Origin of the sequence: Fructilactobacillus sanfranciscensis DSM 20451 (assembly GCF_001436035.1) — a bacterium.
Lineage (GTDB): Bacteria > Bacillota > Bacilli > Lactobacillales > Lactobacillaceae > Fructilactobacillus > Fructilactobacillus sanfranciscensis.
The window spans coordinates 73,039-96,231 of the sequence record NZ_AYYM01000003.1; the positions used below are offsets into that span (position 1 = coordinate 73,039).

Here is a 23,193-nt window from a genome sequence, read left to right on the forward strand (position 1 = left end):
AACTTTGTGTCTCACCGGCTTTTTTAGGCAGTTGTAGCCCCGTGCAGTAATTCTGGTACAACGTAAACCGATGTCACTGTTTCGCCAGCCAATTGCTTCATCAGTAAAGCAAACATATGTTGGGCAATGGTTGCAAGTGGTTGCTGAATCGTCGTAATCGGCAACTCCGCTAGTTGATGGACATAGATACCATCGAAACCAACAATGCTTAAGTCGGTGGGCACTGTTAGTTTCTGGCTACGACCAGCCCGCAATGCACCTAATCCCAATCGGTCTGTCGCAGCCACAATCCCGGTGCTGCCACACAGGTTTAAGGCCGGCTAAAAAGGCTTGGGCTGCGTGCTCATCATTTGGCAGATGATATATCTCAGTTGTCCGACCAGCTGTTAACATCACGTCACGGTAACCAACCTCGCGATTAACAACAAATGGTTCAGACATATCGATGCCAAGATAAATCAGGCGCGCATAACCAGCGTCGAGCAGGGTGTTGGTCGCCAACTGGGTGCCGGCCTTATTGGCGATATCCACTGACGGGATCACCGGTTCAGTACCATAAATGACGACAGGAACGGTTAAACTCTGCAAGAGTTCAAAATCTGATCCGAGAGCGCCACTGACTAAGAAACCATCCACGTTTGTTAAATCAAAATTACGATCGTGCCGCATTTCCAAGGTGTAACCAGCTTGCCGTAATTCATCCGTTAAATGCAGCAATAAATGCGCATAATATGGTTCAATTTCATTGATATCATCTAACAAGATGAAGGCAAACATGTTACCGGTAATTTCAAAAAACACTTGCATCTGATTTTAGAATCGGTTATATTTAAAATTGTGAATTAAACGCTTACATTTGCAAACAAAAATACAATTGAGTTTATAAGGGGAACGAAGATGATAAATGAGGAGACTCGTCAAAATCTACCAACATTACCATTACATACCATTTGGATGTTGAGTTTCGCATTCTTTGGTGTACAAATGGGCTTCTCATTGCAGAGCTCAAACTTGGGACGACTATTACAAACACTTGGAGCTGATCCGCACTCGCTGGGGTTTTTCTTTATCCTACCACCGGCCGCCGGCTTGCTCGTGCAACCAATTATTGGCCGTTTATCAGATAAGACATGGAATCGATTTGGTCGTCGTATGCCGTATCTGATGATTGGAGCGGTCGTGTCAGCTATCGTGATGTTCTTGTTGCCAAACGCAGGAAGCTTGGGATTCAAAGCAACGATCGCGTTGATCTTTGGTGCCATCACTATCCTGTTTATGGGCATGGCATTCAACATGGCGATGCAACCAATCCAGATGGTCGTCGGCGACACTGTTAACGAAGAACAAAAAGGTTACGCGTATTCAGTCCAATCATTCTTAGCCAATGCTGGTTCAGTGTTAGCCTCAATTTTCCCATTCGCATTGACGGCGATGGGGGTGGCCAACACGGCTAAGCCAGGCGTCATTCCAGATTCAGTGGCGATTTCATTCTACGTTGGTGCGGTTGTCTTGGTGATTACAACCATCATTGCGTTGATTAACGTGAAGGAATATGACCCAGAAACGTATGCCAAGTATCACGGAATTCAAGAAGAAGGACCAAAAGAAAGTGTGATGCACTTGCTGACGCACGCACCAAGCATTTTCTGGAAGTTGTCAGTTGTGCAATCCTTTAGCTGGATAGCTTTCCAATACCTTTGGACGTATGGGACTGGGACGATTGCTGATACGGTTTGGCATACAACGGCTGCTCATTCAGCCGGCTATCAAGCTGCCGGTAACTGGTTTGGTATGTTGAGTGCCGTGCAATCAATCGGCGCCGTACTTTGGGCTTTGGTTTTGACTAAGGTGAAGCCAGCGCAAGAGTGCTTCGCTTATGGCGGTAGTTTGCTGCTCGGGGCCATTGGGTTCGTATCGATTTTGTTCATTCATAACCAATGGGCTTTGGTGGTGTCATTCATGTTAATCGGATTTGCCTGGGCAGCAATTATGGCTTATCCATTCACATTTTTGACGAAAGCTTTGGATGGTAAGAACAACGGCACATATTTGGGTCTGTTCAACGGGGCCGTCACGATCCCACAAATTGTGGCGTCAGTTGCCTCATTTGGCTTGTTCCCATTGTTGGGTTCATCAATGCCACACATGTTGTTAGTTTCTGCAATTGCTTTAATCATTGCAGCATTGTCAGTGGGGCGTTTGCTCCGTAGCCACGTTTAAAAATTTAAAAATAGGAGAATATCATGAAGCGAATTTTTGAAGTTAGTCCTTGGACTATTACCTCGCATGAGTTGCAACCAGCGGACAAGCGTTTGCAAGAATCAATGACGTCACTTGGAAATGAGTATATGGGGATGCGGGGCATGTTTGAAGAAACATATTCCGGCGACTCTATGCAAGGCGTTTACATTGGGGGCGTTTGGTTCCCTGACAAGACGCGTGTTGGTTGGTGGAAAATCGGCTACCCAGAGTACTTCGGTAAGGCGATTAATGCGTTGAATTTTGTGAAAGCGATTATTCAAATTGATGGGGTCACGGTTGATTTAGCAACGGTACCTTACACTGATTTTGAAGTCACTTTGGATATGCAAGCAGGTGTCCTGCACCGTCAATTTACGGTTAACGGTGTGCGGGTACAAGTCGATCGCTTCATCTCGGTTGCGACGAAGGAACTGGCTGATTTGCGGTGGTCATTCACAGCTATTGATGGGCAGACCCACGATGTGCAGTTGACGGCATTGATTGATGGCGACGTCGTCAATGAGGATTCAAATTATGATGAAAAATTCTGGGACGTGCTTGATGCAGAAGTAACCAACGACACGGCGTTCTTAATGACGCGAACTGTGCCCAATCCATTTGGTGTGCCCCAATTTACAGTGGCGGCCCAGCAACGATTTGTGTCGGATTTGCCAGCAATTGATGTTGTGCAAGAAGACAAACAAGTTGGAAACGTTTTTGCGGGTCAAGTTGGTGCGGTAACACAGCGCATTGAAAAGCGTGTGATTGTCACGACTTCACGTGATTATGCAGATGATGCTGCTGTTAAGCATGCAACTGACACTATTTTTGCTAGCATTGCATCAGCAACCTATGACGACTTGTATGATGCACACACGGCTGGATGGGCGGAACGTTGGGAAAAGGCCGACGTTCAGATTACTGGTGACGAAGCGGCCCAACAAGGCATTCGCTTCAACTTATTCCAATTATTTGCCACGTATTATGGTAACGATGCGCGTTTGAACATCGGACCAAAGGGCTTCACTGGTGAGAAGTATGGTGGTGCGACGTATTGGGATACGGAAGCATTTGCCATTCCAGTTTACCTAGGGGTTACTGATCCAGCTGTCGTGAAGTCATTGTTGAAGTACCGTTATCAACAAATCGAAGGGGCTTACCACAATGCTAAGCAACAAGACTTGGCTGGGGCTTTGTTCCCAATGGTGACCTTCGATGGTATCGAATCACACAACGAGTGGGAAATTACGTTTGAAGAAATCCACCGTAATTCGTCGATCGCCTATGCCATCTACAACTACACGCACTTGACGGGTGACCGTTCATGGCTTGAAAACGAGGGTAGTGAAGTGTTGATTGGTATCGCACGCTTCTGGGCTGACCGTGTGCACTATTCAGCACGCAACGATGCGTACATGATTCACGGTGTTACCGGACCAAACGAGTACGAGAACAACATCAACAACAACTACTACACTAACTGGATGGCTAAGTGGGTCTTGTCATACGCTTTGGAAAACATCGACACGGTTGCACCAGAGTTCCAAACGAAGTTGAACGTTACAGCTGAAGAACGCAAGCACTGGCAAGAGATTGTCGACAAGATGTACTTGCCTGAAGCGGACGTTACTGACGTCAACGGTGTGCCACGTCACGTCTTTGTTGCGCACGACACATTCTTGGACAAGGAATTGGTACCAGTCCGTGATTTGGATCCAAAGCACTTGCCAATTAACCAACACTGGTCATGGGACCGTGTCTTGCGTTCACCATACATCAAGCAATCAGATACATTGCACGCGATGTACTACTTCCCAGATGCCTTTACGGAACAACAAAAGCGTGACAACTATGAATTCTATGAGCCATTCACGGTGCACGAGTCATCATTGTCACCATCTGTTCACTCAATTATCGCTGCTGACTTGAAGATGGCCGATAAGAGTGTCGAGTTCTACGAGCGTACAGCACGTCTTGACTTGGATAACTACAACAACGACACGTCAGACGGGTTGCACATCACGTCAATGACGGGTGCCTGGCTATCAATCGTGCAAGGATTTGCTGGCATGCGTGTCCGCGATGATCAATTGCACTTTGACCCATTCTTGCCTGATAAGTGGCAAGGCTACAGTTTCCGCTTCCTATTCCGCGGTCGCTTGTTGTCAGTCGCTGTTGACCAAAACGGTTCACACGTCGAATTGTTGTCTGGTGAGCCATTGACGATTGATTTGGCTGGTGAAAAGCTAACTTTGGAGGCCTAAGATGACGAAGTTTTCAGAAATTAAGGGATTTGCCTTTGACTTGGATGGCGTCATCACGGACACCGCTAAGTTTCACACGCAAGCTTGGCATGCGCTTGCTGACCAAGTAAACGTGACTTGGACGCCAGAATTGCAAGAGTCATTGAAAGGGATTGACCGCATGGGCAGTCTTGAGATGATTTTGAAGGCTGGCAACAAGCAAGATGACTACACACACGATGAAAAGGTGGCGTTGGCATCTTGGAAGAATAACCACTACGTTGAATTGATTTCTGGTTTGACGCCGGATGATATTTTGCCGGGGATGGCAGATTTCATCAAGGAATTGAACGATAAGGGCTACCGGGCGAGCGTGGCATCGGCGTCAAAGAACGCACCGTTTATCTTGGACAAGCTTGGCTTAACGGATAGCTTTGTCGGAATTGTTGACCCAGCAACGCTACATGCCGGTAAGCCTGATCCAGAAATTTTTGTCCGCGCAGCTGAAATCTTGAACTTGCTACCGGAACAAGTCATTGGCTTAGAAGATTCGGCAGCCGGAATTGCGTCAATCAACGGGGCCGGTGAAGTCTCGTTGGGGATTGGGGATACGACTGTACTGGCGGCGGCGAACCTTAATTTTGCTAGCACAGCTGAGGTCACCTTAGCTAACATTGCGGCAAAACTTGATTAACTCACCACGGTTGATAATCTCAAAAAAATAAACCACTCAAATAAGTTTGCCACTAAAAAGGCCATCGGTTTCCAGGTTCAAAGTCAAATGGTACTGATGATCGGTAAAATTTAATATTTTGAACCTTGCTTAGGCAGCTGATTTTCTACGCTTTGTCAACACAGATGTTGATATATAGCTATTCCGATCGTTCTAGTAAACTTGATTTATTCAACTCACTAGAACGATTTTTGTTTTGACCCGGATTATTCATGCACTAAATTTTTAACCACAGCTAAATCAGTAAAATACGATAAATCACCTTGAAACTGCCAGTACCTTGGCACGGTTTCAGGGTGTTTTTTTCGATTGAGCGTTTTTTGAAAAAAATGGGCACACTAAAACCAGCCAGATTTTGCTATTTTTTTGAAAATCTACTTCGTTGTTTTATTGCCACAAAGCATTTAGTCGTTCCCAAGCTCGCCAGAACAGACCATCGAATTGTTCTTGGATGCGGCTATCTAACGTCAAGATCACCTTGCGGGCGTGCTTAGTGACACGTCCCCCGATTTTTAACAAACGGTCTCGAAAGGTGTTGATTGTCCACGATTGTTGCTGGTCGTCCAATGCAATACTCTTCATCAACCGCATCAAGTTTGATGCAATTACTGAGATCCACATGCGCGCTTTGTTGGCGAAAAATGAACTGCTATCAGTTTTGCCGAAGGCAAATCCACCTTTAAGCTCGCGAATAATGTCTTCAATCGCCGCACGCTTGCGGTAAACACGGACGATGTCTTTTTGTGGAAGACTTAGGTTAGTGACGATGAACTGTGTACCGCCATGTTCATCATTTAAAACGATAACACGACGTGCTTTGTCCCATGAGGCGGCTTGATACTCAAATTCATCGGTCGTCAACTGACCTTCAATCGTCAAAAGATTGTCGAGATTAACATATCGTCCATCAAGTGCCATACGCTTCAATCGGGGATTTGACTTCAATCGGATGGTATAAAAAATATTGTTGCCTTCTAACGTTTCCATCAAGTCTGGCGTGGCGAAGCCACTGTCACCACGCAAAATAATTGTCTGATGTTGAGCGGATAGACCAGTTGACAGATACCCTTGCACAAATTCAGTTGCACCATTACCAGTATAGGTATTGCCACTTCGCAACGATACCTGACGCACGGTTACAGTTAAAGCATCGGTCATGATAAGCGGATGGTAACCGACGTTCAAGTAGTGATAATTAAAACCAATTTTTTCTTGATGACCAAAGGTCTCAAAGTAGGTTGAATCCAAATCTAGCACCAGTTCAGTGTTGGCTGATCTTTCATCAATTAAAGATACAATACGACGATTTAATTCTTGTAGCTCATCAATGTCTTCGTTCGTGAGATGTGATAGAAATCTGGAAATAGTTGGTTGAGATGCCATGTTTTGCGCATAAACAAGTCGATGTTCGATATCTTGGGTCAAGTAATCTGCAACGTTGTCGTTGCGATAACCTTCGATAACTTGAATGAGCATTTGCAATAACAATTCTACCTTAGCATAGCGTGGATTTTTGCGATTATCGTTGAATTCAACGTTATTAAAGAGCCTGGAAACTACAGGTGAATTCAGAAACATACTAAGCAGCACGTTGCCACCATCCGAGGTAATTGGTGCCCCATTGTCTGAAACTGCAACTAAATGGTTGCTAGGTAATACTTTTTGAGTCATAATTTTAGACGCTCCAATTTTTGAGTATTTGGTTTGTTTTTCACTAACAAAATATCATAAAAAAGAGCTCCTATGGTTTTTACCCAACGGGTGAAAGCGCAAAACCCGCTGAAACGGTATTAACTTGCTGTTTCAGCGGGTTTTTGTTTGTCTTGATGAATAATCCGGGTTTATTCATGATAAAAAGACCGGTAAAGCAAACACGTTATATTTAAAGCCTGTTCAGCAAGACTTATTGCAATATCATGATTGGCTGGTCCAAGAAAATATCAATTCTGAGTGGTTATTCCCCTCGACAGCCCATCATGATCGCCATATCACCGATAAACAGTTTTATAAAGTGATGGCGCGTGTTGGTGATCTACTAGGTATCAACTATTTAGGCACGCACACTATGCGTAAAACAGGCGCTTATCGTGTCTATACACAGTCAAATTACAATATTGGTTTAGTCATGCACTTATTGAATCACNTATGCGTAAAACAGGTGCTTATCGCGTCTATACACAATCAAACTACAACATTGGCTTAGTCATGCATTTATTGAATCACTCAAGTGAAGCCATGACACTGACTTATCTTGGGTTAGACCAAGCTAGTCGCGAAACGATGTTAGATCAAATTGATTTGGGTTAACCTATTAAAAAATTTTGCTCATAAGTCAATAATTCGGAATGTTTTTTATCTAGGTCTGAACTGATTAGGCAACTTTTATTTTTGGTAGATTGTAAAATTTAAGTTGAACATATTGGTGGACAGAAAAACCCATAAAGGTCTTTAATGGTGTCACCACAACATTCCACTAGAAAGAAGGACCTTTATGGGCACCACTATTTTATCATTTGAAGACCGCGTTGTCATCGAAACACTTCATCATGAAAAGCACTCACTTCAATATATTGCCGATTATTTAGGCTTTAGTAAAACCACTATCTTTAATGAGGTTCATCGCTTAGCTGGTGAGTATCACGCAGTTAAGGCTCAAACTGACCATGAAGTTAAACTTAGTCATCGTGGTCGTAAAACCATCTTAACGACTAACCTAAAGCGATTGATTGAAGAAAAAATCAAGATCCAAAAATGGTCAATTGAACAAGTGGCTCATGTAGTTAGAATTGCCTACAAAACCATCTATAACTGGATTGATCAGGGACTACTGGATATTAATGTGACTGATTTACCTGACCATGGTATTCGTCGCAAACGAGCTAAAGAAACCCGTGGTAGTTTTAGTCATGGACGTTCCATCGAAAATCGTCCAGCTGAAATTTCTGATCGTAATACTTCAGGTCACTTCGAAGCTGATACAGTTTTATCTGGAAAACGTAAAGGTCAAGCAGTAGCTACGTTTGTCGAGCGTAAGAGTCGGCTTACCATCGTTAAACGGCTTAATGGACGAGATAGTACTTCAATGACCAAGGCTATTTTAGAATTGGCTAACCAGTTAGGAGATAATCTCAAGACCCTTACTGTTGACCATGGGAAAGAATTCGCCAACTACAATTTGATTGAAGAACAGGCCGGTGTTCCGCTGTACTTTGCGCACGCTTATTCGCCACATGAACGAGGCAGTAATGAAAATCGCAACCGAGTACTACGCCGCTTCATTCCAAAGGTCAACCGATTGATGAGATTACCGATGATGAATTGATTCAAATTAACTGGTATTTGAATTCCCGACCACTCAAATGTTTAAATTGGCGAACACCGATTGAGATCTTTTTGCGTAATCTGCGTTACTAAATTTGTTCAAGTTATTTCTTGCAATCTGCCACATATTTAAAAATAGGATTTATTCTAAATTTAAAAAAATTCAAGTATCAAAAAAGACCAATCATAAAGATTGATCTAATACACTGACTTGCAATCTGGAAGTGATGTCCTACCATCGCTTCCTTTTTTTCTGAAATTATTTTACCATAATTATCCGACTATCTTATTCTTAAAATTAAACTACCCAGCCACATTTCCACTAAGCTGATTAACAAACAGACGAAAATTAGTATCAATAAGATGAGCCATAAAGCCGCAATGAGTAATAGGAGTCGGTCGATGGTTAAGTGAAACGAAAGACTGATAGTTTCTAAAATTCCACCGATGACACTCAGTACGGCAGTTACCATGAAGAAACTTGGTAAACCAGTATAACTAGAATGCAGATCTTCGCTTGATAAACTAAAGACTGTCGAGCTAATCATCCCAATTAAGATGATTAAAATAAGCTGATTGACAATGCCAGCGTTTAGAAAAGCAGTGGTAAAGTTGCCTAACCAAGTTGTGGTTATTTGCATAATAAAATTGATGAAATTGGTTGGACCTAATTGTTTAACTTCATCCAAAGGAATCGCAGTATAAATCGGGTGACACAAAAATTCTAATAAGAGCCAGCAGACCAATAAACCACTAAACAGGGGACCAAGTCCAATGAAAAAGCTGCCTAGGGTTTGGTATCGGCTTTTACGATTATACATACTGCCTACACTGCCTAGACTTCCATCTTCTGGATGAAAGTTTAGTAACTTAATTTGGGTAATTTTGTGGCCAAAAATTACTGCAAAAGCAGCATGACCTAATTCATGAATGATAACACCTAAGCCACCAAGCCAATATTGTGACTTGAAACTAAAATTATTGACCATGTACCCCTTCAAATTCTTAGCTAGAGTATAACTGATTAAACCATCTAATAATGGTAAGCCAATTAAGACAATTGCTAAAAAGCTGAAGAGATAAAAAATATTGAATACGAGATTTACTAACATATGCAATTCCTTTTTGGTTATTTGAATATGTTTTCATTATACTCCGAAGATAACAAAAAAGCCGTCAGTTCAATGAACTAACGACTTGGGATAACTGCTGTGGTTGGGCTCGAACCAACGACATCCTGATTAACAGTCAGGTGTTTCTACCAACTGAACTACACGTCAATGAATTGTCTTACTTGAGTACATGCACTATCTTAATAGCTATTATTCGTTTATGCAAACTGATTTCATTTACTTTAATTTTAATGTTCCACTTTCGTATTTAATCGTGTTTTATTAGTATGTAATGTTCGCATTTATAAAAATTATGACTAATATGTGGACCTTAAAAGATATGGTAAATTTATTATCCGTGATTTGTTGAATAAAATGCTAATAATGAGCATTAATTAAGCAAAAAAATAATTAATTTAGTAAATATTTTTTGATTTGTCTAAAATAAGAGGAATGTTTGTGTTTCAGATGCTTATTTTTTGGTTTGGTATAACCATAAACAGAAAAAATAACTTACTTTGTTTTCAAACTGATACAATTAAAGTATTAAGTTTTTGGAGATGAAGTTATGGATTCAAAAAAGAAAAATCTGCAGTTTGTTGGTATTAGTGCTTTAATTGGAGTTTTAACCGGAATTGTAATCTCCGTGTTTCGGATTTTAATTGAAAAAGGGCTTGATTATAGTGTAAAAGGCTATCTGTTGATTAAGCAGCAGCCTAATTGGTTATGGCTAATGATTCCACTTTTTATTGGATTAGGAATCATCGTCGGACTTTTGATGAAAGGTAATCCTAATATTCGGGGATCGGGAATTCCTCAAGTTGAAGCTCAACTAGCTGGTAATTTGGAAATGAACTGGTTCTCTGTTTTATGGCGGAAATTTATTTCTGGAGTTTTAACAGATGGAACTGGAGTTTTCATGGGACGTGAAGGTCCTTCGATTCAACTAGGGGGAGCAGTTGGGCAAGGAATTGCACAAGGATTTAAACAACACGGTTCTGATCGACGGCTTTTGATTACCACCGGAGCAGCCGCTGGTTTATCAGCCACTTTTAGTGCACCTTTAGCAGGAACTTTCTTCGTAATGGAAGGAATTCATCGTAATTTTCAGCCAACGGTGTGGTTGTCAGCTTTAACGGGGGCAGTTACGTCGAACTTTGTTTCATTCAATGTCTTTGGATTAACCCCGATTTTACCAATTTTCTATAATCGGGTCTTACCACCATTAGCCTATTGGCAATTAATTCCATTTGGATTAATTATCGGTTTATTAGGATATGTGTACAACAAAGGCTTGTTAGATTTTCCCTTATGGTATGCCAAAATTCGGATAGTTCCATGGTATTTTTATTGTTTAATTCCAATTTTATTGGTAATTCCGATTGGAGTATTTTTCCCAGAAACATTGGGTGGCGGAAGTAAACTAATTATGTTGGCTTCCACGCATAACTACCCGCTACAGTTACTCATTTTTTACCTAGTTTTACGGATTGGCTTTGGGTTAATTTCATATGGTGCTGGAATTCCTGGTGGTTTTTTCATGCCAATCTTGGCAGCAGGTGCTTTAATTGGTGCGGTGTATGGAACGGGGATGCAACAACTTGGTTTGTTGAACGCTGTTTATCTCAATAATTTCATCGTGTTTGGGATGGCTGGGTATTTTACGGCCGTCAGTAAGGAACCTTTTACTTCAATTATTTTGATTACCGAACTAGTAGGGAGTACGCACAACTTTATGTCATTAGCAATTGTCGTTTTGATTGCCTATTTGTCTTCTGATTGGCTTGGAAGTCAACCGATTTATCAAGCTTTGGCTGAAAGACTCACTCGGGTTAAACGTTATCTTGATTCTAAAGAACCAACTGATATCGCCAAAATGCCAGTCTATGAATATAGTCCTGTGGCACATGAATTTGTTAAAAACGTTAAATGGCCAGGTAACTCCATTCTAATTACGATTAAACGGGGTAATTTAACGATTATTCCCAAAGGAAAAACTAAAATCAAACCAGGCGATGTACTCTACGTATTAGTTCACAAAAATAACATTGGTTACCTTTATGAAAAAATGAAGGAATTAACTATGAGTAATTAAGGAGTAGGTCTATGGATTACGAAGAAAAATATCAAGACTACGTCAAGTTATTACGAATGACCTATGCAGAGGCCGTTGAATACTTATTATCTAAATATGGACCTGCGAAAGAAAACTATTTCAAAGAAGAGGGTTACGAAAAGTTTTTAGCAGGAATTAATAAGACGCTGACCAAGGCCAAAGGGGTTAGTCGCATCAAAGAGGGACTTTACTGTTATCACATCGATGAAATTAAAGCCTTGAATTTAAGTAATCCCCGCTTCATTTGGCATTACCGTTATCCTTATGCTTACCAAATCAAAAATCAATTAGTGTACTGTAATTTAATTGAACACTTGATTTTACACGCCTTGATTACCTATGAAACAAAACTGCAATTTGGTTTTCCTGGGTTTCAAATTTTAGCCCAACAGGTGAATGATTGGTACGTGAAAAAGCACGTCCCGGGTAAAACCAACTGGCAGTATCAACCATATCAAGCTGCTTATTTACCCAGTGAATTAGTGGAAAAATTAAATCCACTGCTTAATGAGGGGCCTCAATTTCAGTTAGATTTTGTCTAACTTTATTGAGGCCCCTCAGCCTTTGGGGTATTTTTTAATTTTCTAGAATAAATTGATTAATAATGGTTGCCATTTTTTGATAAGTAGAGGTATTCGGGTGTAAACGTCCATCACCAAGAGCATTGACATAGTTAGCAAAAGTTAAAAGTTGAGGAGCAATCTTGCGCCAGTTTAAAACAGGAATTTGGTTAGCTTGATAAATTTTAGTTAATTTATTTAACAATTCAGCAAAGGAATATTGAGCTAATCCACTGATGTGATAGTTATCAATTCCTCCATCGAAACGGTTAATTGGTAAAATTCCGTAAATTTTGATGGTGGGATTCTCTTGTTTAATAGTTGTGATATTTTTTTGTAAAATTCTGCCTAAAATTTCAAGGGTTTCTTCTCGATGGGCAAAATCATTTGTTCCATAAAAGATTGTAGCTAATTGATAATCAGCAAAATTATGATTACTTACTTGAAAAGTAAGGTCACGTTCTGTATTGCCAGTAATTGTACCGGCATTTACACCAGCATTTGTGATATTAAATTGTGGGTCTATTTTACTAAGATAGTAGGAGATGTTTTTTTCTAAATCTTTGTGACCATCAAAACCGTTCGTGATTGAGTCACCTAACATAATTAAATTTGCTTTTTTTAGCATGATTAAACTCCTTGATACTTATTATTTAAGTTCATTTTAACTTATTTTTCAGAAATTCTTAAGGAAAGATTGCTACAAAGAAATGCTTCATTTATAATTGAAACAGATGATTACTTTATGGAGGGTTTAAAGTGAGTTATAAGCGAGTGATTTTAGTTGATTTAGCTGCCTTAGGTCTTAGATCTGACAACGAATCTGCCCAATACAATTCAGATAATGATACCATGTTGACTCATGTTCTCAACCAGTCATCGGACTTTTCGTTACCAGCTTTGCATAAGTTAGGTTTCTTTAACGTCTTTTTTAATGACAATGAGGAAATTGACCCACATATTGTGGATACATATGGACTAGCTAGAACGAGATGCATCGTTAATAAACCTTGTTCTGGTTTGCGCGAAATGTTTGACTGTTCTTTGAGTTACCGAGTTTCGAGTGTATTTGAAGAAACTGCTAAGCATACAAATTCAATTATTATTTCTAAGTTTGTTAGTTATCTTTTTTCGCAAGAATTAAGTGATATCTACCAAGTTAGTACTGATGAAGAGGCTTTTTCTGAGCTTGACCATCAAATTGAAAAAAATGACGAAGGCTTTTTCTACACGCAACTACCTCAATTACAGGAATTAGCGCAAAGCAATGATTTTGATGCTTTTACTGATGAATTAACGGTGGTTGATCACCATTTGTCTAATTTGATGAATAATTTAAGTGATGATGATTTATTAATGGTTGTATCTAGTCGAATTGGAGATAATCGAACACGTGACGGTTTCCCAACGTACAAGATTTTACCAGTGATGATTCATGATAATCACTCTGATTGTCATCACTTCAAAAATGAACCTTATGTCTGTGAAGTTGGAGCAACTGTCTTAGCAGCAATGGGGCTTCAAGACCAAGTTATCTCGCCTAAACACAGCTTATTACCTTGCATGAAGTAACGATTAAAATTTATTGCTCTGATTTTCGAAAGGAATCTATCTCATGAGTACTTATTTGCTCGTTAACGTTTTTGGTGTCATTGTTTTTATGGCAATTGCTTTTTTACTTTCCAAAGATCGTAAAAATATTAATTGGCGATCAGTGCTAGTTGTTTTAGTACTTAACTTGTTCCTTGCATTTTTCCTTACTAACTTTAGTTGGGGACGTGACATTGTTAAAGGTGCCGCTCAAGGATTTCAATGGTTGATTAACGTTTCTTATACTGGAATTGCATTTGCCTTTCCAGATTGGGTACACGTTAAACAAATGAACTTCTTTACAGCTGCATTGCTTCCAATCTTAATGATTGTTCCAATGTTTGATATTTTGACTTATTTCGGAATTCTTCCATTCTGTATTAAATGGATTGGTCGTGGAATGGCATTTATCACTGGACAACCTAAGTTTGAATCATTCTTCGCAGTTGAAATGATGTTTTTAGGAAACACTGAAGCAATGGCTGTTTCAAGTGTGCAATTAAAACGAATTTCACCAGAACGAGTTTTAACAATTGCGATGATGTCAATGTCATGTATCACTGCTGCCATGGTGGGAGCTTATGCTCAAATGGTACCAGGTGAATATGTTTTGACAGCAATTCCATTGAACATTTTAAATGCTATCATTATTACGAACCTTTTGAACCCAGTTAAGGTTACCAAAGCTGAAGATGTTATTTACAAAATTGGTAGTCCTGCTGATGACAAACAAATCGCTGAAGAAGTTGTTGAAGATAAGCCTGGAAAACCAGCTAAAGAACCATTCTTCTCATTCTTAGGTGATTCAATCTTAGGTGCCGGTAAGTTGATCTTAATTATCGTTGCTAACGTAATTGCGTTTGTTGCTTTAGCTGCTTTAATTAGTAAGTTACTTGGTTTAATTAATCCTTGGTTATCACTTGGACACATTTTGGGAGTAATTATGTTCCCATTTGCTTGGTTAATGGGTCTTGATGTTAATCATGCTTTCCAATTTGCCCAATACATGGGAACTAAATTGGTAACCAATGAATTCGTTGTTATGGGAGAAATTGCTCCTAAAATTAACAATGTACATGTCTTCAGTCGTCACTTCCAAGCTGAACTAACAGTCTTTTTAACTTCATTTGCTAACATTAGTACAGTTGGAATGATTATTGGTTGTTTGAAAGGAATTGTTGACCGCAAGAAAAATGATATGATTTCGAAAAACATTCTTTACCTCTTTTTATCTGGAATCTTAGTTTCATTGATGTCAGCTGGAATCGTGGGAATCTTTGTTTGGTAAGATACTTTGAAGAGTGGTCTTGTGCCACTCTTTTTTGTTTGAAATTGTGGTAAAATTACCTTAATAAATGAGAAATGGATGTGAATGAAATGCCACTTATGCGGATTGATTTAATTAAAGGAAGAAGAACTCCTGAACAAATTAAACAAGTAATGCAAATTGCTTACGATGTAACTCGTGATACTTTTGGGGTTCCAGAAGATGACCGTTTCCAAGTTGTAACGCAACATGAACCTTACGAAATGTTCCTGTTAGATGCCGGATTAGGAATTGAACGAACTGATGATGTAATTTTAATTCAAATTCTTTCAACTCCACGAACAACTGGGCAAAAGAAAGCTTATGCAAAAGCTGCAGTTGAAGCGCTTCAACGTGAAATGAACCTTCGACCTGAAGATTTGATGATTGTCTTTGCTAATAACCATGCTGAAGATTTTAGTTTTGGTCTTGGTAAACATCAATTTCTTGATGGAGGATTATAATGACAAAAATTATCATGGATACCGATCCTGGGATTGATGACGCCGCAGCATTGTCAGTGGCAATTAACAATCCAGAACTAGACGTTGAATTAGTGACGATTGTGGCCGGAAATGTTACCGTCGATAAAACCACCATTAATGCCTTAAAAATTATTAACTTTTTTGGTAAAGGAACCGAGATTCCAGTTGCGGCAGGGGCGGTACAGCCGTTAATCAAACCATTTGAAGATGCTGCACGGATTCATGGTGAGTCTGGGATGAGTGGCTATGATTTTCATGGTGAATTACCTAAGCCATTAAAAGAAACTGCTGTACAAGCAATGCATCGCGTGATTATGGCTAGTGATGAACCAATAACTTTGGTAGCAACTGGTTCATATACGAATGTCGCTTTACTTTTTGCCGAATATCCAGAAGTTAAAGATAAGTTAGAACGGATTGTGGCAATGGGTGGTACTTTAGGTTGTGGTAATATGACGAGTGCTGCTGAATTTAACGTCTTTACTGATCCTCACGCAGCTAAGATGATGTACCAATCTGGCGTACCAATTGTGATGGTGGGGCTTGATGTTACTAAAAAAGCATTAGTGACACCAGAAACCTTAGCTGAAATTGAAACTATGAACCCAGCTGGGAAAATGTTGCATGACTTGATTATTAGCGATGGTGATCGGAACGAACATGGAGTGGCAATGCATGACGTTAACACCATTTTTTACTTACTTCATCCAGAATTCATGACTACTAAAAAGTTGTGGATTGATATTCAAACAGAAGGTCCCGCAAATGGTGAAACTGTTGCCGATATTCGGGGTGCTTATCATGACGGTCAAACGAACGCAGATGTTTGCCTTGATATTGATGCTGAGGCTTTCAATGATTGGTTTAAAGCAGAAGTTAAAAAAATGAAATAGCAATTTATTGAAAAAGATTGGAGAATATCCAATCTTTTTTGTTTTCTAGCTAACTAAAATCTTAAAATTTAGTTATAATGGAGAATAGATATGCAATTATTGTTCGATTAAGAAGTTAGGAGTTTCAGATGACACCAGAAGAATTTAAACAGGGATTAGCCAAACAAGGGTTTGCGTTATCTGACCAACAAATGCAACAATTTAAAGACTATTTTGAATTGTTAGTAGAATATAATCAGAATGTTAATTTAACCAACATTACAGAACGTAATGATGTTTACCTTAAACATTTTTATGATTCTATTTCACCAGCTTTTTACGTTTCGGAATTAAAAGAAGCAAAGAGTTTGGTAGATGTTGGTGCAGGAGCTGGATTTCCATCCATCCCGTTAAAAATTGTAAACCCTGACCTACAAGTTACAATTGTTGACTCACTTAATAAGCGAATTATTTTCTTACAAAAGTTGGTTAGTCAATTAGGGTTAACTGGAGTTAATCTAGTTCATGCTCGAGCTGAAGAATTTGGTGGCCGTCGATCTAAAGACCGTGAAAGTTTTGATTTAGCAACCGCTAGAGCCTTAGCTCGTTTGAGTGTAATGAGTGAACTTTGTTTACCATTAGTAAAAATTGGTGGTAAGTTGATTGCCATGAAAGCTGCAAAAGCTCCAGAAGAATTAACGGATGCTACCAAGGCAATTCATGTGCTTGGTGGAAAAGTAACAGAAGATTTTTCGTTTAAATTACCAGAAAATGATGAAGAACGTCATATTATTGTGATTGAAAAAGAACGGAAAACGCCGATTAAATATCCCCGTAAAGCAGGTACCCCAAATAAAGAACCCATTAAATAAAGGAGGACACAAACAATGGCACATGTAATTGCGTTAGCAAACCAAAAAGGTGGAGTTGGTAAAACTACCACTGCTGTTAACCTCGGAGCTGGCCTAGCCAGTGAAGGTAAACGTGTTTTAATCGTTGATTCCGATGCTCAAGGAAACGCTACTAGTGGTGTGGGAATTAGTAAACAAAACATTCAAAAGGATGTTTATGATGTTTTAGTTAATGAAGAACCAATGCAAAATGTAATTATGCATTCCGCACATGAAGGTTTAGATATCGTTCCTGCCACAATTCAATTATCTGGTGCAGAAATTGAATTAACCCCACAAATGGCACGAGAAACGCGGTTGCAAAATGCAATTAAGCAAATTAATGATCAATATGATTATGTGCTAATTGACTGTCCTCCTTCATTGGGGTTGATTACGATTAACGCTTTTACAGCTAGTGATTCAATTTTAATTCCCGTTCAAAGTGAATATTATGCGCTTGAAGGGTTGAGTCAATTATTGAATACGGTTCAATTAGTTCAAAAACATTTTAATCCTAATCTATATGTAGAAGGTGTTTTACTTACGATGTATGATGCCCGAACTAATTTGGGTGCCCAAGTAAATGAAGAAGTGCGTAAGTTCTTTAAAGAAAAAGTTTATAAAAGTATTATTCCACGTAATGTAAGACTTTCAGAAGCACCATCGCATGGACTTCCCATTATTGATTATGATCCAAATTCAAAGGGTGCCAAAGTGTACATGAAATTGACAAAGGAAGTGTTAGCTGCCAATGACAAATAATAGTAAAGGGCTTGGTCGAGGACTGGATGCCTTATTTGACGACAATGATATTAATTTGAGTGATGAAACTGTTCAAACTTTGAAATTGGAAAATTTAATTCCCAATCCTTATCAACCACGAAAAAAATTTGATAAGCGTGCTTTAAATGATTTAACTGAATCAATTAAAGCTTCGGGTGTTTTTCAACCAATCATTGTGCGTCAACCAAATAAAAAAGAAAACAAATTCGAAATTCTAGCAGGTGAAAGACGTTTTCGTGCCTCTAAAGCTGCTGGAAAAGAAACCATTCCAGCAATTGTTCGTGATGCAACGGATGAACAAATGATGGAAATTGCCGTGATGGAAAACCTTCAACGGGAAGATTTGAATCCTCTAGAAGAAGCTAAAGCTTACGAAATGTTGATGACTCATCTTGATATTACCCAAGTTGAAGTTTCCCGTCGTTTAGGAAAGAGTCGTCCTTACATTGCTAATTATCTTCGGTTGTTAAACTTACCTGCTGAAGTTAAAGAAATGTTACAAAAAGGTCAACTTTCGATGGGACAAGCTCGGACTTTATTAGCTGTGAAGAATAAAACTGAGTTAATTAAATTGGCAAAAAAAGTTGCTGACGAAACGTTAACTGTTCGGCAATTAGAAAAACTAATTGCTGCTTTAAATCCCAAAGAAGATAAAAAGAAAAAAAGTAATAGTTTTCGCAAATCTCCTTATTTAAAGGAAAGCGAAGATCGTCTACAAGATAAATTTGGGACTCGTGTTGCTATCAATGAAACACGTCCTAAATCAGGAAAAGGAAAGATTGAAATTGATTATCTTTCTAATGCTGATTTAACTCGAATTTTAGAACTACTTGATATTCATTTGGATTAAGGAGCGATTTTATGTACGAATTACATGACATTGTTGAAATGAAAAAGCCCCATCCTTGTGGAACAAATCGGTGGAAAATTATTCGCATGGGTGCTGATATTAAATTAGAATGTCTTGGCTGTGGACACGTCGTAATGTTGGCCAGACGTCAATTTGATAAGAGAATGAAAAAAATACTAGAAAAACATACAGAAGATTAAGAAAGAGGTAATGATAAAATGGCACTAACTGCTGGAATTGTGGGCTTGCCAAACGTCGGTAAGTCAACCTTATTTAATGCGATTACTAAAGCGGGAGCAGAAATGGCAAACTATCCGTTTGCTACAATCGATCCAAACGTTGGAATGGTTGAAGTTCCTGATAAACGTTTAGACCGCATTCAAGAATTGATTCCTGCTAAAAAAGTTGTCCCTACAACTTTTGAGTTCACTGATATTGCTGGGATTGTTAAAGGTGCCAGTAAAGGTGAAGGACTTGGAAATAAATTTTTGGAAAACATTCGTCAAGTTGATGCGATTGTCCATGTCGTGAGGGCTTTTGAAGACGATAACATCACCCACGTAGCTAATAAAGTTGATCCAGTGGCTGATATTGAAACAATTAATTTAGAACTAAGTCTTTCTGATTTAGAAGCCGTTAACAAACGTTTTGCTAAAGTTGAACGGGCCGCTAAAGGAAATGATGATGAAGCTAAAGAACAATTAGCTGTGATTGAAAAAATTAAGCCAGTTCTAGAAGCTGGTGGATCAGTGCGTGATGTTGATTTAGATGAAGAAGAACAAAAAATTGTAAAAGGCTTTTTCTTATTAACTTCAAAACCAGTTCTTTATGTTGCAAATATTAGTGAAGATTCAATGGGCGACCCAGAATCAGATGAATTATTCCAAGCGGTTAAAAAGTATGCTAACGAACATGGTGCTGAAGCAATTGGAATTGCCGCTGAAAGTGAAGAAGAAATTGCTGAACTTGATGATGCAGATAAACAAGAATTTTTGGATGCTGCTGGAGTAGAAGAACCAGGATTAGATAAGTTAATTCGGGCAGCCTACAAATTGCTAAATCTTGAAACTTTCTTTACAGCTGGTGGTAAAGAAACCAAAGCTTGGACTTACTTAAAAGGGACGAAAGCTCCCCAAGCTGCTGGAATTATTCACTCAGATTTTGAACGAGGATTTATTCGAGCAGAAGTAATGTCATTTGCAGACCTTGATAAATTGGGTAGCGAACAGGCAGTTAAAGAAGCCGGTAAATTACGAGTTGAAGGTAAAGAATACGTTATGCAAGATGGTGACATCGTTAATTTCCGGTTCAATGTATAGGAGAAAATATGAGCGAATTAGAAAATAAGCAGCGAAATGCTGCAGCACAACAACACCACAAAAGTGGAAGAAAAGCTACTTATGAAGAATTTGATCAGTTAGGTTTAACGAAACGTAATATTGAATATTTAGTACGTTTCAAAGCTGCTTTAGCTGAAACAAATGTGCTTGCTGAAAAACAAGCTGATATCATCAAAACTATGATTGATGAAATTCTTGCAGCACAAAAAAAGGGTATCACTGCTAAAGGCCTTTATGGGACTGTTACCGAAAAAGTAGCTATGACAGTTAATCCACCACGGAAACCAGCTGGACCCTTAACTAAGGAACGTTATTTAATCGATGCCTCTTATAATGTTTTGTGGTTCTTAATTTTATTCAGTTTTATGTATGCTGCGATGTTCTGGGTTTCTCCAGCGCAAGCCAAACAAGGTGGAGTAGCCGGAATCACGAGCATCATTCTTTCTTCAGTACTTGCTGGGATTGGAATGCCAGTTGTTACCCAATTGTTTGCACCTGGCGTTAAGCACAAACATAATGCCTTAATTCGTTCCATTATGATGGTTGGATTATTCATGATTTGGATGGTTGTATTCTATGGAACCAATTTGTTACCAGCTGGGTTAAATCCAGTAGTTTCACCAATTGTTGATGTTGTAATTGGGGTTTTAGCCTTAGTTGGAGTGTTATACATGCGGACCAAATATACGATTACTAGTGGATTGTTTGCTGGTCGTCGTTAAATTTAAAAGCCTTTTTCTGTGGAAAGAGGCTTTTTTAATTGCTAAGTTTTTCTTATAATCGCGCCATTTACTTTCTTTTGAGAATTCTTTTAGTTAGAATTAATTAAAAGTCAGATTCAGAAAGGATTTATTAAATTATGAAAATATTAGTTGTCGATGATGATCGTGAAATTGCTCAATTATTAGAGATTTACATTAAAAACGAAGGTTACACTCCAATTGCTGCTTATAACGGTGAGGAAGCACTTTCAATGCTCCATACTAACAGTGACATTGGATTAGTAATCTTAGATATTATGATGCCCGGAATGAGTGGAATCGAAGTAATTAATGAAATTCGGAAGGATTCACAAGTACCAATTATTGTTCTTTCAGCCAAAATTGAAGATATGGATAAAATTCAAGGATTGACATCTGGTGCAGATGATTACGTTACTAAACCGTTTAACCCTTTAGAAATGATGGCTCGGGTACACTCACTCCTTCGTCGAAGTCAAAATAATGTAACAAATGACGAACCAGATGTGATTGACATTGAGGGACTTAAAATCAATAAGGATTCTCATGAAGTAACCACGGAAAACGGAACCAAAATTCAATTAACAGCAATCGAATTTGGAATTTTATATTTATTAGCTAGTCATCCTAATCGAGTTTTTTCTGCTGACGAAATTTTTGAACGAGTTTGGAAACAAGAAAGTGTCATTTCTGCTAAGACAGTAATGGTCCACATGAGTCATTTACGTGACAAGATTGAAGAAGCAACTGATGGAAAAGACATCATTAAAACCGTTTGGGGTGTCGGATACAAGGTTGAAGGTTAATTTTGAAGAACAATACCGAAAGCTTTAAACTTAAACGAAATGAAAGACAAGAGCTCTGGATTGAAGGAATTTTAACGATGAGTTTGCTGATCTTGGCTGATTTTGCGATTGGTAATATTATCGTTAATTTCATTCGACACAATCAAGGTGTTACGGATGGTATTTTTATTATTAAACAGTCAGTGACATTTGGTCCATTTCGGCAACCAATTCTTAGTTGGGAAGGTCTTTTCTGGTTTATTATGTTGATAATCAACGGATTGATTGTTTGGTGGCGTTTGGTTAGAATCTATAAACGAATTGAAATTAGTCGAATAATTGATGAATTACATTATATTTCAGATGGCCATTTTGAGCATAAAATTCCTTTTCAATTAAGCGGGGATAATGAACGGGTGGTCAAAAGTGTTAATTTTTTAGTTGAAAATGTGATTAAATCAATGGACGATGAACGACGGATTGAAAAGTCAAAAGATGATTTAGTGACTAGTGTCAGTCATGATTTACGAACACCATTGACTTCAATTATTGGCTATTTAGGTTTAATTGAGGATCATCAATATCAATCTGAAGCAGATATCTTAAAATATTGTAAAATTGCTTATGAAAAATCGCAGCAAATGAAATTACTAGTTGACCAATTATTTGAATATACAAAGGCTAACAACTTGAAACAACGCAAATTAGAAATGAATCCAATTGATGTTAATCAACTATTGACTCAATTAGAAACATCATTTGCGTTAGAAGCTAGCAAAAGAGGAATTAAAATAGTTGTTAAACCACTCAAAAAAGATGTGATTATGTCTTCAAATGCTGAATTAGTTGGTCGAGTTTTTAATAATCTAATTACTAATGCAATTTCTTATGGTGAGGGTGCTAATAAAATATGTTTAAGTGCCAAAGTTAAAGGTGCTCAAATTCAATTTACAGTTGCAAATGATGGAAAGAGAATTCCTACCAGTGTAATTGAACGAATTTTTGAAAGATTTTATCGAGAAGAAAGTTCTCGAAACACCAATACTGGTGGAAGCGGGTTAGGTTTGGCAATTGTAAAAGAAATTATCCAAAATCAAGGTGGAACTATTAACGTAAATTCGACCAATAAATTAACTTCATTTGTGTTTACCTTACCAATTAAAGGAAAACAAACTGATTAAAAAGCTAATCATTTGATTAGCTTTTTTCGTTTGTCATTTAAT

Annotated in this window: 23 protein-coding genes, 1 tRNA gene and 1 pseudogene; 19 read left to right on the forward strand and 6 right to left on the reverse strand. The window is 38.6% G+C overall.

Annotated features, from left to right (window positions below; translation table 11 throughout):
• Positions 1-23: 23 nt before the first annotated feature.
• Complete coding sequence (locus FD36_RS06875; protein WP_225361992.1) at positions 24-287, reverse strand: substrate-binding domain-containing protein; 264 nt, start codon at positions 285-287, stop codon at positions 24-26.
• Positions 238-801, reverse strand: coding sequence for a LacI family DNA-binding transcriptional regulator (locus tag FD36_RS01965; RefSeq protein ID WP_056957723.1), 564 nt, complete (start codon positions 799-801; stop codon positions 238-240). Before FD36_RS01965 ends, FD36_RS06875 begins: the two co-directional genes overlap by 50 nt.
• Positions 802-897: 96 nt before the next feature.
• Between FD36_RS01965 and FD36_RS01970 the strand changes: the two genes are divergently transcribed.
• The 3 genes from FD36_RS01970 to pgmB are packed head-to-tail and all read left to right on the forward strand — an operon-like array spanning position 898 to position 5,178.
• Positions 898-2,220: an SLC45 family MFS transporter gene (locus FD36_RS01970; protein ID WP_056957724.1), complete on the forward strand. Its 1,323-nt coding sequence runs from the start codon at positions 898-900 to the stop codon at positions 2,218-2,220.
• Positions 2,221-2,243: 23 nt separating this feature from the next.
• On the forward strand, positions 2,244-4,505 hold the full coding sequence (locus FD36_RS01975; protein WP_056957725.1) for a glycoside hydrolase family 65 protein: 2,262 nt from the start codon (positions 2,244-2,246) through the stop codon (positions 4,503-4,505).
• Between the two features lies 1 nt (position 4,506).
• Positions 4,507-5,178 carry a beta-phosphoglucomutase gene (gene pgmB, locus FD36_RS01980; protein WP_056957726.1) on the forward strand — a complete coding sequence of 224 codons (672 nt, stop codon included), beginning with the start codon at positions 4,507-4,509 and terminating at the stop codon, positions 5,176-5,178.
• Between the two features lie 426 nt (positions 5,179-5,604).
• On the opposite strand, the gene FD36_RS01985 is transcribed toward pgmB, so the two are convergent.
• A complete protein-coding gene (locus tag FD36_RS01985) occupies positions 5,605-6,888 on the reverse strand; it encodes an IS1380 family transposase (RefSeq protein ID WP_056957727.1) in 1,284 nt (427 codons plus the stop codon).
• Positions 6,889-7,060: 172 nt separating this feature from the next.
• Here FD36_RS01985 and FD36_RS06650 point away from each other — a divergent pair.
• Together FD36_RS06650 and FD36_RS01995 are read left to right on the forward strand one after the other, a co-directional pair.
• Positions 7,061-7,360, forward strand: a 300-nt coding sequence (locus FD36_RS06650) for a tyrosine-type recombinase/integrase (RefSeq protein WP_156402033.1), incomplete at its 3' end; no start/stop codon positions are given.
• A gap of 348 nt (positions 7,361-7,708) precedes the next feature.
• Positions 7,709-8,631: pseudogene (locus tag FD36_RS01995) on the forward strand (IS30 family transposase).
• A gap of 188 nt (positions 8,632-8,819) precedes the next feature.
• Here the strand turns inward: FD36_RS01995 and FD36_RS02000 are convergent.
• Both FD36_RS02000 and FD36_RS02005 read right to left on the reverse strand, forming a co-directional pair.
• Entirely contained in the window at positions 8,820-9,650 is an 831-nt protein-coding gene (locus FD36_RS02000) for a hypothetical protein (RefSeq protein WP_056957728.1), read from the reverse strand.
• A 94-nt stretch (positions 9,651-9,744) separates the two neighbouring features.
• Positions 9,745-9,818: transfer RNA gene (locus FD36_RS02005), tRNA-Asn, on the reverse strand.
• Between the two features lie 400 nt (positions 9,819-10,218).
• On the opposite strand from FD36_RS02005, the gene FD36_RS02010 reads away from it, so the two are divergent.
• Together FD36_RS02010 and FD36_RS02015 are read left to right on the forward strand one after the other, a co-directional pair.
• Positions 10,219-11,745 carry a ClC family H(+)/Cl(-) exchange transporter gene (locus tag FD36_RS02010; RefSeq protein ID WP_056957729.1) on the forward strand — a complete coding sequence of 509 codons (1,527 nt, stop codon included), beginning with the start codon at positions 10,219-10,221 and terminating at the stop codon, positions 11,743-11,745.
• A gap of 11 nt (positions 11,746-11,756) precedes the next feature.
• The gene (locus tag FD36_RS02015; protein ID WP_056957730.1) at positions 11,757-12,308 is read left to right on the forward strand and encodes an SAV1803-related protein; all 552 of its coding nucleotides are present in this window, start codon (positions 11,757-11,759) and stop codon (positions 12,306-12,308) included.
• Positions 12,309-12,342: 34 nt separating this feature from the next.
• Here the strand turns inward: FD36_RS02015 and FD36_RS02020 are convergent, their stop codons facing one another.
• Positions 12,343-12,954: an SGNH/GDSL hydrolase family protein gene (locus tag FD36_RS02020; RefSeq protein WP_056957731.1), complete on the reverse strand. Its 612-nt coding sequence runs from the start codon at positions 12,952-12,954 to the stop codon at positions 12,343-12,345.
• Positions 12,955-13,085: 131 nt separating this feature from the next.
• Between FD36_RS02020 and FD36_RS02025 the strand changes: the two genes are divergently transcribed.
• The 12 genes from FD36_RS02025 to FD36_RS02080 all read left to right on the forward strand — a co-directional run bounded on the left by FD36_RS02025 (position 13,086) and on the right by FD36_RS02080 (position 23,151).
• The gene (locus FD36_RS02025; RefSeq protein ID WP_056957732.1) at positions 13,086-13,898 is read left to right on the forward strand and encodes a hypothetical protein; all 813 of its coding nucleotides are present in this window, start codon (positions 13,086-13,088) and stop codon (positions 13,896-13,898) included.
• Positions 13,899-13,941: 43 nt separating this feature from the next.
• The gene (locus FD36_RS02030) at positions 13,942-15,204 is read left to right on the forward strand and encodes a NupC/NupG family nucleoside CNT transporter (RefSeq protein WP_056957733.1); all 1,263 of its coding nucleotides are present in this window, start codon (positions 13,942-13,944) and stop codon (positions 15,202-15,204) included.
• Between the two features lie 74 nt (positions 15,205-15,278).
• A complete protein-coding gene (locus tag FD36_RS02035) occupies positions 15,279-15,686 on the forward strand; it encodes a tautomerase family protein (protein WP_338029790.1) in 408 nt (135 codons plus the stop codon).
• Entirely contained in the window at positions 15,683-16,600 is a 918-nt protein-coding gene (gene rihC / locus FD36_RS02040; protein WP_103450351.1) for a ribonucleoside hydrolase RihC, read from the forward strand. The genes FD36_RS02035 and rihC overlap by 4 nt, the downstream gene beginning before the upstream one ends.
• Before the next feature lie 128 nt (positions 16,601-16,728).
• Positions 16,729-17,451: a 16S rRNA (guanine(527)-N(7))-methyltransferase RsmG gene (rsmG, locus tag FD36_RS02045; protein ID WP_014081680.1), complete on the forward strand. Its 723-nt coding sequence runs from the start codon at positions 16,729-16,731 to the stop codon at positions 17,449-17,451.
• 15 nt (positions 17,452-17,466) lie between these two features.
• Positions 17,467-18,234 carry a ParA family protein gene (locus FD36_RS02050; RefSeq protein WP_014081681.1) on the forward strand — a complete coding sequence of 256 codons (768 nt, stop codon included), beginning with the start codon at positions 17,467-17,469 and terminating at the stop codon, positions 18,232-18,234.
• The gene (locus FD36_RS02055) at positions 18,224-19,105 is read left to right on the forward strand and encodes a ParB/RepB/Spo0J family partition protein (protein WP_056957735.1); all 882 of its coding nucleotides are present in this window, start codon (positions 18,224-18,226) and stop codon (positions 19,103-19,105) included. The genes FD36_RS02050 and FD36_RS02055 overlap by 11 nt, the downstream gene beginning before the upstream one ends.
• Positions 19,106-19,116: 11 nt before the next feature.
• Positions 19,117-19,305, forward strand: a complete 189-nt coding sequence (locus FD36_RS02060; RefSeq protein WP_056957736.1) for a DUF951 domain-containing protein — start codon at positions 19,117-19,119, stop codon at positions 19,303-19,305.
• 18 nt (positions 19,306-19,323) lie between these two features.
• Entirely contained in the window at positions 19,324-20,424 is a 1,101-nt protein-coding gene (gene ychF, locus FD36_RS02065) for a redox-regulated ATPase YchF (protein ID WP_014081684.1), read from the forward strand.
• An 8-nt stretch (positions 20,425-20,432) separates the two neighbouring features.
• Positions 20,433-21,167, forward strand: coding sequence for a DUF1129 family protein (locus FD36_RS02070; RefSeq protein WP_056957737.1), 735 nt, complete (start codon positions 20,433-20,435; stop codon positions 21,165-21,167).
• Between the two features lie 137 nt (positions 21,168-21,304).
• A complete protein-coding gene (locus FD36_RS02075) occupies positions 21,305-21,991 on the forward strand; it encodes a response regulator transcription factor (RefSeq protein ID WP_056957738.1) in 687 nt (228 codons plus the stop codon).
• A 2-nt stretch (positions 21,992-21,993) separates the two neighbouring features.
• Positions 21,994-23,151 (forward strand): sensor histidine kinase, encoded by a 1,158-nt coding sequence (locus FD36_RS02080; protein WP_082610576.1) that lies wholly within the window; start codon positions 21,994-21,996, stop codon positions 23,149-23,151.
• Positions 23,152-23,193 lie beyond the last annotated feature (42 nt).